Genomic DNA, 11,914 nt, shown 5'->3' with positions numbered 1-11,914 from the left:
GCTCGGCCCGGCTCAGTCCTCGCCGTAGCGCGGGTCCACCGTCTCCGGGGTCAGCCCGAGCAGGTCCGCGACCTGCTCGACGACCACCTCGTGCACCAGCGCGGCCCGCTCGTCGCGCCCCTTGGTGCGGATCTCGACGGGCCGCCGGTAGACCACCACGCGCGCGCGGTGGCCGTCCCGGGCCGGGACGGTGCCGCCGAGCGGGACCGCCTCGTCGTTCCAGGCCTGGCCGGGGCCGTCCAGGCGCGGCACCTCCAGGACGAGGAAATCGATGTCGGCGAGCTGTGGCCACCGACGCTCCAGGCGCTCCACGGAGTCCTGCACCAGATCGGCGAACACCTCGGCGCGGCTCGCGGCGAGGGGCACCTGAGGAGGTGCGATCGGGCCGCGCATGCCCCTGCCGTGGCGATCACGGCGGCGGGGCCCGCGGCCGGCGGCACGGGGAGTCACGGGGTTGTCCATCACTGGTGAAGGGTAGTCCCCGCCGGGCCCGGGCGCCCGGCCCCGGCGCGCCATCCGGCCGCCGGACAGGATGCGACACAATGCGACACCGGATGACCGATCCGGCCAAGGTTGGCTCGAATGCATGCCTCCCGGGACCGCCGAACCCAGGGCGAATGGCGGGGTTTGTCCCGGCCGCCGACGAGTGTCCGCGCGGCACGGCGTCCCGGGCGCCGATGTCCGTGCAGGTCAACAGTGTTGGGCAGATGGGACGTGTGGGGCGTTTCACACCACGACACGGTGGAGCGACCTGGGGGAGAGTCGTCGCGGCCCGCTCAAGAGTGCGGTACCGTCCAACGTCGTGAGCCCTGTACGTCGCTGTTCGCGCACCGCCTGCGGCCGACCCGCCGTTGCGACGCTGACGTACGTCTACGCCGACTCGACCGCGGTCCTCGGCCCGCTCGCCACCTACGCCGAACCCCACTGCTACGACCTGTGCGCCGAGCACTCCGAGCGCCTCACCGCCCCGCGCGGCTGGGAGGTCGTCCGGCTCCTCGACGGTTCGGCCCCGGCCCGGCCCAGCGGCGACGACCTCGAAGCGCTCGCCAACGCCGTGCGTGAGGCCGCGCGCCCCCAGGAGCGGGTCGCGGAGGCCGGCGGCGGACGGTCGGCCGACCCGATGGAGGTCGCCCGGCGCGGGCACCTGCGGGTCCTGCGGTCGCCCGACAACTGACCCGGAACCCACCGGCGCCGGACTGGGTGCCGCCCCGGCCCCGGAGCCGGCCGGACGTCCACTTCGGGCACCCCCAGCGGATTGTCGGCCCGTACGGGTAGTTTGTGGTGACCGACGGGACTTTCAGAAGGGTTGGCCGTGGCTGCTGATCTGTCGCAGATCGTGAAGGCGTACGACGTACGCGGTGTCGTCCCCGACCAGTGGGACGAGCCCCTGGCCGAGCTGTTCGGCGCGGCGTTCGCCCAGGTCACCGGCGCGACCGCGATCGTGACCGGACACGACATGCGCCCCTCGTCCCCGGGCCTGTCGGCCGCCTTCGCGCGCGGCGCGGCGGCGCGCGGAGCCGACGTCACCGAGATCGGCCTGTGCTCGACCGACCAGCTCTACTACGCCTCGGGCGTGCTCAACCTGCCGGGCGCGATGTTCACCGCCTCGCACAACCCGGCGCGGTACAACGGCATCAAGATGTGCCGCGCGGGCGCCGCCCCGGTCGGCCAGGACACCGGCCTCGCCGAGATCCGTGAACTCGTCGAGCGCTGGAGCGAGTCGGGCGCCCCGCAGCCGGCCGCCGAGCCGGGCACGGTCACCAGGCGCGACACGCTGGACGACTACGCGGCTCACCTGCGCTCCCTGGTGGACCTCACCGCCGTCCGCCCCCTGAAGGCCGTGGTCGACGCGGGCAACGGCATGGGCGGGCACACCGTCCCGACGGTCCTCGGCGGCCTGCCCGTCGAGCTCGTGCCGATGTACTTCGAACTGGACGGCACCTTCCCCAACCACGAGGCCAACCCCCTCGACCCGGCCAACCTGGTGGACCTGCAGCGCCGCGTCCGCGAGGAGGGCGCCGACCTCGGCATCGCCTTCGACGGCGACGCCGACCGCTGCTTCGTCGTCGACGAGCGCGGCGAGCCCGTCCCCCCGTCCGCGATCACGGCACTGGTGGCCGCCCGCGAACTCGCCCGCAACGGCGGCAAGGGCACGGTCATCCACAACCTGATCACCTCCTGGTCGGTCCCGGAGGTCGTCGTGGAGAACGGCGGCACACCGGTACGCACGCGCGTGGGCCACTCCTTCATCAAGGCCGAGATGGCCCGCACCGGCGCGATCTTCGGCGGCGAGCACTCCGCGCACTACTACTTCCGCGACTTCTGGAACGCCGACACGGGCATGCTGGCCGCCCTCCACGTCCTCGCCGCCCTCGGCGGCCAGGAGGGCCCGCTGTCCGGCCTCGTCGCCCAGTACGACCGCTACGCCGGGTCCGGCGAGATCAACTCCACGGTCGACGACCAGCAGGCCCGGCTCACCGCCGTCCGCACCGCCTACGCGGGCCGCGAGGGCGTCACCCTGGACGAACTCGACGGCCTGACCGTCACCTCCGCCGACTGGTGGTTCAACGTCCGCCCGTCCAACACGGAACCGCTCCTCCGCCTGAACGTGGAGGCGAGAGACGAGACGATGATGGCCAAGGTGCGGGACGAGGCCCTGGCGATCATCCGAGGCTGACGGGTCCGACGCCGGCGGGCCCGGGGCCGGCGGCGGGGAGACCGGGGGCGAAGGCCTTCGACCTGCTCGACCAACCCCCGCAACCGGCCCCCACGGCGGTACCCTGACCAGGCACATCCGCGACTCATCCGCCCCCGAAGGGACATCCCATGCCGCTCGAAGCCGGCCTCCTGGAGATCCTCGCCTGCCCCGCCTGCCACGCCCCCCTCAAGGAGCAGGACACCGAGCTGATCTGCACCGGTCAGGACTGCGGCCTGGCCTACCCCGTCCGCGACGGCATCCCCGTCCTGCTCGTCGACGAGGCTCGACGCCCCGCGTAATCGACGTCCCGGCGATCGGAGGCTGCCACCCATGCTTGACGAATCGCTGCTCGACAGCCCGGAAGGGCTCGCCGCGGCCGACCACCGCGGACTGCTCCGCGGCGCCGCCGAAGCAGGCGCCCGAGTCCGCACCGCCGCCCGGCACGCCGCCGAGGCAGGCATCCACGACCTCAAGCCCGACGGCCGCCCCCGCGCCGTCCTCATCGCGGGCCCCGGCGCCGCCGCGACCCAGACCGCCGACCTGCTCGGCACGCTCGCCGGCGCCGGCAGCCCCGTCACACGCCTGGCCCCCACCGGCGTCGCACCCGCCGCGGGCGCCCTGCGCTGGGAACTGCCCGGCTGGGCCGGCTCCGTCGACCTGCTGCTGATCGCCACCCCGGACGGCACCGAACCCGGCCTGTCCCTGCTCGCCGAACAGGCCTACCGCCGCGGCTGCACCGTCGTCGCCGTGGCCCCGGCCGGCACCCCGCTCGCCGAGTCGGTGAACGGCTCGCACGGCCTGTTCGTCCCCCTGGCGACCGCCCCCTACGACCTGGAAGAACCCCTCGCCGCTTCCGCGCCCGGCGTCCTGTGGGCCCTGCTCACCCCGCTCCTCGCCCTCCTGGACCGCACCGGGCTGCTCGCCGCGCCGCGCGACGCCGTCGACAGGGTCGCCGACCGCCTCGACCTCATCGCGGAACGCTGCGGACCCGCCATCGTCGCCTACAGCAACCCCGCCAAGACCCTCGCAGCGGAACTCGCCGACGCGCTCCCGCTGGTCTGGACGGAAGGCACCTCGGCGGGCCCCGCCGGACGCCGCTTCGCCTCCGCCCTCGCCGAACTGTCCGGCGTACCCGCGGTCGTCGCGGAACTGCCCGAGGCGCTCGCCGCGCACAGCGCCCTGCTCGCCGGGCCGCTGGCCGCCAGCGCCGACCCCGGCGACTTCTTCCGCGACCGCGTCGAGGAACCGCCCGCCCTGCACGCACGCGTGGTGCTGCTCCGCGACCGCCCGATCGGCGGCCTCACCGCAGCCCCGGCCGCCCGTGACCTGGCCCTCAGCCACGACACACCGATCAGCGAGCTGGAGCCGGAGGAGGGCGGCGAACTGGAGACCCTCGCCGAACTGATCGCCATCACGGATTTCGCCGCCGTTTACCTGGCGCTCGCTTCGAGGGCCTGATCTTGCCCACGACGCCCTGACCGCCGTACCCGGCGCTCGATCCGCGTCGTACGCACCCGTACGCAGAGAACCGGCAGAGAGAGCCCATGGACCGCCTCGACAACACCATCCGCCCCTACGCCTGGGGTTCCACCACCGCGATCGCCGGGCTGCTGGGCGTCGAGCCGACCGGCGAACCGCAGGCCGAGATGTGGATGGGAGCCCACCCGGGCGCGCCCTCGCGCACCCCGCGCGGCACGCTGCTGGAGGTCATCGAGGCCGCCCCGGAACGCGAACTGGGCACCGACGCCGTGGCGAAGTTCGGCCCGCGGCTGCCGTTCCTGCTGAAGATCCTCGCCGCCGGCGGCCCGCTCTCCCTCCAGGTGCACCCCGACCTGGCGCAGGCGAAGGCCGGCTACGAGGACGAGGAGCGCCGCGGCATCCCCGTGTCCGCCCCGCACCGCAACTACAAGGACGCCAACCACAAGCCCGAACTCATCTGCGCCCTCACCGAGTTCGACGGCCTGTGCGGCTTCCGCGCCCCGGCCGAGGCCGCCGCCCTGCTCGACGGCCTCGGCGTCGACTCCCTCAAGCCGTACGTCGACCTGCTGCGCGCCCAGCCCGAGGAGGCGGCGCTGCGCGAGGTCCTGACCGCCATCCTCAGCGCCGACCGCGAGGAGATGGCCGCCACGGTCGTCGAGGCCGCGTCCGCCTGCGACCGCCTCGGCGGCGACCACGCCCCCTACGCCGGAATCGCCCACCACTACCCGGGCGACCCCGGCGTCATCGCCGCGATGCTGCTCAACCACGTCCGGCTCCAGCCCGGCGAGGCCCTGTTCCTCGGCGCCGGCATCCCGCACGCCTACCTCAACGGCCTCGGCGTCGAGATCATGGCCAACTCCGACAACGTCCTGCGCTGCGGCCTGACCCCCAAGCACGTCGACGTCCCCGAACTCCTGCGCGTCGTCCGCTTCGAGGCCGCCGACCCCGGCGTGCTGCGCCCGGAGGCCTCCCCGGAGGGCGAGGAGGTCTACGAGACCCCGATCGACGAGTTCCGGCTGTCCCGTTACGTGCTCCCCGAGGGCGGCGTCGCCCGCGACGTCACCCTCGGCACCCCGCAGATCCTGCTCTGCACGGCAGGTTCCGTACGAACCGGGGAACACGACCTGACGCCGGGCCAGTCCGTGTTCGTCGCGGCGGGCGAGAGGGCCGAACTCTCCGGAACCGGTACGGTCTTCCGGGCCACCGTCGTGGCCTGACCCGACCGGTGCGCCGGTCCGGCGCACCGGCGCCGGGCCGTGCTGCAACAATGGCCCACCGGCAAAGGACGGGCAAACGCCTGGACTGCGTAACGTACGAAGGCGAAGGGACAACGCGAACACATGAGCGCGTCAGGCGGCACCAAGGCGATCGTTGCGGCACTCGTCGCGAATCTCGCGATCGCGGTAGCGAAGTTCGTGGCGTTCCTCTTCAGCGGATCGTCGTCGATGCTCGCCGAGTCGGTGCACTCGCTCGCCGACTCCGGCAACCAGGGCCTGCTGCTGCTCGGCGGCAAGCGGGCCAAGCGCGAGGCCACCCCGCAGCACCCCTTCGGCTACGGCCGCGAGCGTTACATCTACGCCTTCCTCGTCTCCATCGTGCTCTTCTCGGTCGGCGGCATGTTCGCCCTCTACGAGGGCTACGAGAAGATCAAGCACCCGCACGAGATCGATCACTGGTACTGGCCGGTCGGCGTCCTCGTCTTCGCGATCATCGCTGAGACGATCTCCTTCCGCACCGCCATCAAGGAGTCCAACGCCGTGCGCGGCAAGCGCTCCTGGAAGGAGTTCGTCCGCCACGCCAAGGCGCCCGAGCTGCCCGTCGTCCTGCTGGAGGACCTCGGCGCCCTCGTCGGCCTGATCCTCGCTCTCGGCGGCGTCAGCCTCGCCCTGCTCACCGGCGACGGTGTCTGGGACGGCATCGGCACCCTCTGCATCGGCGTCCTACTCATCCTGATCGCGCTCGTGCTGGCCGTCGAGACCAAGTCGCTGCTGCTCGGTGAGGCCGCCGGCCTCGACGAGGTCAAGAAGATCGAGGCCGCGATCGTCGACGGCGAGACCGTCACCGGCATCATCCACATGCGCACCCTGCACCTCGGCCCCGAGGAACTGCTGGTCGCCGCCAAGATCGCCGTGGACCACGACGACACGGCCGCCGAGATCGCCTCCGCCATCGACGCCGCCGAGGCCCGCATCCGCGAAGCCGTCCCGATCGCCCGCGTGATCTACCTCGAGCCCGACATCTACAGCGAGACCCAGGCCGCCAAGGGCGGCGACCGCGAGGCCACCCCGGGCGGGCCCATCCCGCCCGAAGCCGCCCACTGAGTCCTCTGACGCTGTTCACCGAAGGGGCCCGCCGACTTGCTCGGCGGGCCCCTTGGGCCGTCACGGCCTCAGAGCTGCACGGACCACAGGTCGCAGAACTCCGCCGGCCGCCCCCGCCGCCGACCGCCGCCCTCGCCCCCCGGCACGCAGCACAGCCCGGCCACCGCCAGCAGCAACCCGGCCACCGACGCCACCGCCGGCAGCACAACCCCCGCGCGTTCGTCGCTCACCACCCCTTCCCCGCCCGTTTCCCGCCGGCCCCTCCGAGCGCGGCGAGGCCACCGATGCCGCCGGCGTGACGGTCCGGCACCCGGGCGGTTCACGGTCCGTGATCGACGCGATGTGTTCGGAGGCGGACTGGGGTCGGCCGGGCCGACCGGTGTAGCTTGGGTGGGAGCCAGACGTCGCTGCTGATGGCGGTCGGGCGGCCCCCGTGCGGGCCGACCGAGGGAGAGAGGGCCTCCGACGGACTGCGCTGCGCGTACGCGGGCATGCCCGGTGTCCTCTTCGGGGCACCCCTGTGTCCGCCGCCGCGCAGATCAGCCGTACCCACCTCGCCCCAACCCGAGGAGCAGCTCGTAATGACGACTGTCGACAACCGACAGGACTTCAAGGTCGCCGACCTGTCCCTGGCCGAGTTCGGCCGCAAGGAGATCACCCTCGCCGAGCACGAGATGCCGGGCCTGATGGCGATCCGCAAGGAGTACGCCGAGGCGCAGCCCCTCAAGGGCGCCCGCGTCACGGGCTCCCTGCACATGACCGTGCAGACCGCCGTCCTCATCGAGACCCTGGTCGCCCTCGGCGCCCGCGTCCGCTGGGCGTCCTGCAACATCTTCTCCACCCAGGACCACGCCGCTGCCGCCGTCGCCGTCGGCCCGAACGGCACGCCGGACGACCCGCAGGGCGTCCCGGTCTTCGCCTGGAAGGGCGAGACCCTGGAGGAGTACTGGTGGTGCACGGAGCAGGCGCTGACCTGGCCGGACAGCCCCACCGGCGGCCCCAACATGATCCTGGACGACGGTGGTGACGCCACCCTCCTCGTCCACAAGGGCGTCGAGTACGAGAAGGACGGCAAGGTCCCCTCGCCCGACACCGCCGAGTCCGACGAGCACCGCGTCATCCTCGAACTGCTGACCCGCACCCTGGGCGAGAACCCCCAGAAGTGGACCCAGCTGTCCTCCGAGATCCGCGGCGTGACCGAGGAGACCACGACGGGCGTCCACCGCCTGTACGAGATGCAGCGCGACGGCATCCTCCTGTTCCCGGCGATCAACGTGAACGACGCCGTCACCAAGTCGAAGTTCGACAACAAGTACGGCTGCCGCCACTCCCTGATCGACGGCATCAACCGCGCCACCGACACCCTGATCGGCGGCAAGACCGCCGTCGTGTGCGGCTACGGCGACGTGGGCAAGGGCTGCGCGGAGTCCCTGCGCGGTCAGGGCGCCCGCGTGATCATCACCGAGATCGACCCGATCTGCGCGCTGCAGGCGGCGATGGACGGCTACCAGGTCACGACGCTGGACGACGTCGTGGAGACGGCCGACATCTTCATCACCACGACCGGCAACAAGGACATCATCATGGCCTCGGACATGGCCAAGATGAAGCACCAGGCGATCGTGGGCAACATCGGCCACTTCGACAACGAGATCGACATGGCCGGCCTCGCCAAGATCCCCGGCATCGTCAAGGACGAGATCAAGCCGCAGGTCCACACCTGGACCTTCCCCGACGGCAAGAAGATCATCGTCCTGTCCGAGGGCCGCCTGCTGAACCTGGGCAACGCCACCGGTCACCCGTCGTTCGTGATGTCCAACTCCTTCGCGGACCAGACCCTGGCCCAGATCGAGCTGTTCACCAAGCCCGACGAGTACCCGACCGGCGTCTACGTGCTGCCCAAGCACCTCGACGAGAAGGTCGCCCGCCTCCACCTCGACGCGCTCGGCGTGAAGCTGACCACGCTCCGCCCCGAGCAGGCCGAGTACATCGGCGTCAAGGTCGAGGGCCCGTACAAGTCGGACCACTACCGCTACTGAGCCCCGCCGCAGCTCGCGGTGAGCGCGTCCGTGCCCCGCGCGCGGACGCGCACCTCAGCGGCACGTTCACCAGAGGCAGGCCCCCGCACCCCCGTGCCGGGGGCCTGCCCCTTTGGCTCCCCGCCCCGCCAGTGACACCCACTGCCGGACCAGCCCGTCAGGACCCAGGACCTCGATGCCCCGCGGCCGTTATTCGCTCCACGATCCGCACGATCACACCCCCCTCGCAGACGAGCACTTCCACTGCGCCGTCGGCCCCTCCGGCTGGCGCTACGTCTCCCAGCTGACCGCCCCGTCCGGCGATCACCGCGGCTCCGTCGACCTGGCCCTGGACGAACTCGGCCGCCCCATCCGTCTCGAACTCCACGCGGCGAGCTGGCAGGTGCGCGGCGCCGCCATCGACGGCGTCACCTGGGTCCGCACCGACCCCACCGGAACCGAAGCCACCGAAGGCAATGTGCGCGCCCACGCCTTCACCGGCACGTCCCCCGCGTTCCTCGTCGCCATCAGCCGTCTCCTGCGCCTCACCCCCTCCGGGTCGGCCACCCGCGTACGCCTCGTCGCCTTCACGGATCCGGTCCTCGCTCCGCGCACCGTGGACCAGTCCTGGGCACTGGTCAACAGCGAAGCACACGCCACTGACAACGGCCCCCTGACCGTGGACGAATACCAGGTCACAGCCCTGGACACCGGCGAGCAGCACACCGTTCACCTCGCCGGCGACGTGGTCCTCGCGGCACCCGGGATCGAGCTGGAGGACCTGGAGTCACCGCCGTCCGTCTTCCCCTGACGAGGAGTTGTCGTCGGCCGGTCGGAAGCGGCGACCCGGGAGCGCCGCCCGAAAGCGCATCGGCAGCGGCTCAGGCGGGCGGCACGAACCCGGTGGAGGGGCGCCGCTCGAATGGCTGCCCGTCCTGCGGCGGAGCCTCGACGGGACCGGCACCGGCCACCTGTCCGCCCGGAGGCGGGGCCACGGGCGCGGGCGGCATCGCCGGAGGGGCAGGAGACGCGGGCTGCCCCGCGTACGGCGGCGCGTAGGCCGCCGGGGGCGCCGCCTCATTCCTGGCAGGACCGTTCCCGAAGGCCCGCCGAGCCTCCCGTGCCTGTCGCTCCTGCACCACTGCCGCCAAATACGGCCCCGCCGGAACCCCGTGCGGCGCGGGAGTCCCCGTACGCGCCGCGAGATCGGCCGCCAGCCGCTGTGCCATGGCGTGGCCGACCTGCGGATCGAGTTGCTGCATGCGCGTCAGGTACTGGCGTATGGCAAGCCACAGATCGTCAGGCACCGCCGACAGGTCGAGCTCCGAGAACCGCCCGGCCAGCCAGGGCGGAGGCGGCGGCACCACACCCGCGCGCGCCACCGGTATCCGCTCCCGCACGACGAGCGTCCCCGCGAAGACGTCCCCGAGCCGCCGCCCGCGCTCCGACACCAAGGAGGCGATACAGGCGACCACCCCGAACGTCATCAGGATCTCGATCACCCCGATCAAACCGCGCACCAGCGCGTGCCGGAACCGGATGGGCCCGCCGTCGTCACGCACCACCCGCAGCCCGCACGCCATCTTTCCGAGCGACCGCCCATGACTCAGCGTCTCGACCGCGATCGGCCCGCCCACCAGCAGCAACACGAACGCCGCGATCGACAGCGCGGTCCGAGCCGCCTCGTCCAGCGAAGCGGTGGCGGCCACCAGGGCGAGGGTCACGGCGATGTACACCGCCACGGCCACCACCAGATCGAGCAGCACGGCCAGCGCCCTGCTGGGCAACCTCGCAGGGCGCAGTTCCAGCGCCACCGCCTCGCCCGTCACCAGCTCACTCACGCCTGCCGCCCTTCCCCTGACCTGCCCCGAACACGGCCAGTCTGCCAAGCTGAGGGCACATCGCGCCCCAGTACGACAAGCTGACCCATGACGAGCCGCCGACGAGCAGCCCAGGAGCAGGCACACCGATGGACCTCGACGTCTTCGTCTCCGCCCACCGAGCGGAGTGGGACCGCCTCGACGCCCTGCTCCGCCGCCGGCGCCGCCTCACCGGAGCGGAGACCGACGAACTCGTCGCCCTGTACCAGCGCACCGCGACCCATCTGTCCCTGATCCAGTCCAGCGCCCCCGACCCGCAGCTGACGGGCCGGCTCAGCCAGCTGGTGGCACGCGCGCGCAGCGCCGTGACGGGCACTCGTCGCGCCTCCTGGCGGGACGTCACCCGCTTCCTCGCCCATGGCTTCCCGGCCGCGGTCTACCGGTCGCGCCACTGGTGGGTACCCACAGCACTGCTGTCGACCGTCGTCGCGGCCCTCCTCGGCTGGTGGATCGGCACCCACCCCGAGGTGCAGGCCACCATCGCGGCACCCAGCGAACTCCGGGAGCTGACCCGCCCCGGCGGCCAGTACGAGACCTACTACTCCAGTCACCCGGCGGCCTCCTTCGCCGCTCAGGTCTGGACGAACAACGCGTGGGCCGCCGCCCTGTGCCTGATCCTGGGCGTCTTCCTCGGACTGCCGGTTCTCTGGATCCTCTTCCAGAACATGCTGAACCTCGGCATCGGCATCGGCCTGATGTCCGAGGCCGGCCGCCTCGACACCTTCCTCGGACTCGTCCTTCCGCACGGCCTCCTCGAACTGACCGCCGTCTTCGTGGCCGCCGGCACGGGCCTGCGCCTCGGCTGGACCCTCATCGACCCCGGCCCGCGCACCCGCCGCGCGGCACTCGCCGAAGAGGGCCGCGCGGCCATCGGCATGGCGATCGGCCTGGCCCTGGTCCTCTTCGTCTCCGGTGCCATCGAAGGCTTCGTCACCCCGTCCGGCCTGCCCACCTGGGCCCGCATCACGATCGGCGTGGTCGCCGAACTGGCCTTCCTGGCCTACGTCTACGTCCTCGGCGGACGCGCGGCTCGCACGGGTGAGACGGGCGACGTCGACGCGGCCGAGCGCAGCGCCAGCGTGCCGACGGCGGCCTGATGTGCGGAGACCTCCGTGGAGCTGCTAGTCTCCTCCTCGCCCCGGAAACGCCGTTGACACGGTGAGCTCGGGGAGGTAGATTTGAACAGTTGCCTGGAGTTGGGTTGAGCCCGGACCGGCGACAGTGAGTAATCTGTCTGCTTCTCGGAACGTTCAGATTCCGAAGAGGCTCCTCCCGATGATTCGGAAAACGACGGTCGGTCAGTCCGGCCCGGAACTTCTGATAAAGTCGGACCCGCCGGAAAGGGAAACGCGAAAGCGCGAACCTGGAAAGCACCGAGGAAATCGGATCGGAAAGATCTGATAGAGTCGGAAACGCAAGACCGAAGGGAAGCGCCCGGAGGAAAGCCCGAGAGGGTGAGTACAAAGGAAGCGTCCGTTCCTTGAGAACTCAACAGCGTGCCAAAAGTCAACGCCAGAT

Annotated in this window: 12 protein-coding genes; 9 read left to right on the top strand and 3 right to left on the bottom strand. The window is 71.9% G+C overall.

Annotation, left to right across the window (positions count from 1 at the left end; genetic code table 11):
- Positions 1 to 12 precede the first annotated feature (12 nt).
- The gene (locus QC282_RS20980; protein ID WP_279551132.1) at positions 13 to 462 is read right to left on the bottom strand and encodes a metallopeptidase family protein; all 450 of its coding nucleotides are present in this window, start codon (positions 460 to 462) and stop codon (positions 13 to 15) included.
- A gap of 340 nt (positions 463 to 802) precedes the next feature.
- On the opposite strand from QC282_RS20980, the gene QC282_RS20975 reads away from it, so the two are divergent.
- The 6 genes from QC282_RS20975 to QC282_RS20950 all read left to right on the top strand — a co-directional run bounded on the left by QC282_RS20975 (position 803) and on the right by QC282_RS20950 (position 6,498).
- On the top strand, positions 803 to 1,174 hold the full coding sequence (locus tag QC282_RS20975) for a DUF3499 domain-containing protein (protein ID WP_279551061.1): 372 nt from the start codon (positions 803 to 805) through the stop codon (positions 1,172 to 1,174).
- A gap of 138 nt (positions 1,175 to 1,312) precedes the next feature.
- A complete protein-coding gene (locus QC282_RS20970) occupies positions 1,313 to 2,677 on the top strand; it encodes a phosphomannomutase/phosphoglucomutase (protein WP_279551060.1) in 1,365 nt (454 codons plus the stop codon).
- A 149-nt stretch (positions 2,678 to 2,826) separates the two neighbouring features.
- On the top strand, positions 2,827 to 2,997 hold the full coding sequence (locus QC282_RS20965; protein WP_007382472.1) for a Trm112 family protein: 171 nt from the start codon (positions 2,827 to 2,829) through the stop codon (positions 2,995 to 2,997).
- 31 nt (positions 2,998 to 3,028) lie between these two features.
- The gene (locus tag QC282_RS20960) at positions 3,029 to 4,156 is read left to right on the top strand and encodes an SIS domain-containing protein (RefSeq protein ID WP_279551059.1); all 1,128 of its coding nucleotides are present in this window, start codon (positions 3,029 to 3,031) and stop codon (positions 4,154 to 4,156) included.
- Positions 4,157 to 4,242: 86 nt separating this feature from the next.
- A complete protein-coding gene (gene manA / locus QC282_RS20955) occupies positions 4,243 to 5,394 on the top strand; it encodes a mannose-6-phosphate isomerase, class I (RefSeq protein ID WP_279551058.1) in 1,152 nt (383 codons plus the stop codon).
- Between the two features lie 123 nt (positions 5,395 to 5,517).
- Entirely contained in the window at positions 5,518 to 6,498 is a 981-nt protein-coding gene (locus QC282_RS20950; protein ID WP_279551057.1) for a cation diffusion facilitator family transporter, read from the top strand.
- A 68-nt stretch (positions 6,499 to 6,566) separates the two neighbouring features.
- Here QC282_RS20950 and QC282_RS20945 read toward each other — a convergent pair whose 3' ends face one another.
- A complete protein-coding gene (locus tag QC282_RS20945) occupies positions 6,567 to 6,728 on the bottom strand; it encodes a hypothetical protein (protein ID WP_279551056.1) in 162 nt (53 codons plus the stop codon).
- Between the two features lie 351 nt (positions 6,729 to 7,079).
- On the opposite strand from QC282_RS20945, the gene ahcY reads away from it, so the two are divergent.
- Together ahcY and QC282_RS20935 are read left to right on the top strand one after the other, a co-directional pair.
- Entirely contained in the window at positions 7,080 to 8,537 is a 1,458-nt protein-coding gene (gene ahcY / locus QC282_RS20940) for an adenosylhomocysteinase (protein ID WP_279551055.1), read from the top strand.
- Between the two features lie 175 nt (positions 8,538 to 8,712).
- The gene (locus QC282_RS20935; protein WP_279551054.1) at positions 8,713 to 9,327 is read left to right on the top strand and encodes a hypothetical protein; all 615 of its coding nucleotides are present in this window, start codon (positions 8,713 to 8,715) and stop codon (positions 9,325 to 9,327) included.
- 70 nt (positions 9,328 to 9,397) lie between these two features.
- Here QC282_RS20935 and QC282_RS20930 read toward each other — a convergent pair whose 3' ends face one another.
- A complete protein-coding gene (locus QC282_RS20930; RefSeq protein ID WP_279551053.1) occupies positions 9,398 to 10,357 on the bottom strand; it encodes an RDD family protein in 960 nt (319 codons plus the stop codon).
- A gap of 128 nt (positions 10,358 to 10,485) precedes the next feature.
- Between QC282_RS20930 and QC282_RS20925 the strand changes: the two genes are divergently transcribed.
- The gene (locus tag QC282_RS20925; protein ID WP_279551052.1) at positions 10,486 to 11,493 is read left to right on the top strand and encodes a stage II sporulation protein M; all 1,008 of its coding nucleotides are present in this window, start codon (positions 10,486 to 10,488) and stop codon (positions 11,491 to 11,493) included.
- The last annotated feature ends 421 nt before the right edge of the window (positions 11,494 to 11,914 follow it).

This window comes from Streptomyces sp. DH24 (genome assembly GCF_029813775.1).
Taxonomy (GTDB): domain Bacteria; phylum Actinomycetota; class Actinomycetes; order Streptomycetales; family Streptomycetaceae; genus Streptomyces.
This window is presented reverse-complemented; position numbering and strand designations above follow the sequence as displayed.

Bases quoted from the DNA above. Each gene is read 5' to 3' on its own strand.
- QC282_RS20980 (WP_279551132.1), bottom strand. From the start codon at position 462: ATGGACAACCCCGTGACTCCCCGTGCCGCCGGCCGCGGGCCCCGCCGC.
- QC282_RS20965 (WP_007382472.1), top strand. From the start codon at position 2,827: ATGCCGCTCGAAGCCGGCCTCCTGGAGATCCTCGCCTGCCCCGCCTGC.
- QC282_RS20960 (WP_279551059.1), top strand. From the start codon at position 3,029: ATGCTTGACGAATCGCTGCTCGACAGCCCGGAAGGGCTCGCCGCGGCC.
- manA (WP_279551058.1), top strand. From the start codon at position 4,243: ATGGACCGCCTCGACAACACCATCCGCCCCTACGCCTGGGGTTCCACC.
- QC282_RS20950 (WP_279551057.1), top strand. From the start codon at position 5,518: ATGAGCGCGTCAGGCGGCACCAAGGCGATCGTTGCGGCACTCGTCGCG.
- ahcY (WP_279551055.1), top strand. From the start codon at position 7,080: ATGACGACTGTCGACAACCGACAGGACTTCAAGGTCGCCGACCTGTCC.
- QC282_RS20935 (WP_279551054.1), top strand. From the start codon at position 8,713: ATGCCCCGCGGCCGTTATTCGCTCCACGATCCGCACGATCACACCCCC.
- QC282_RS20925 (WP_279551052.1), top strand. From the start codon at position 10,486: ATGGACCTCGACGTCTTCGTCTCCGCCCACCGAGCGGAGTGGGACCGC.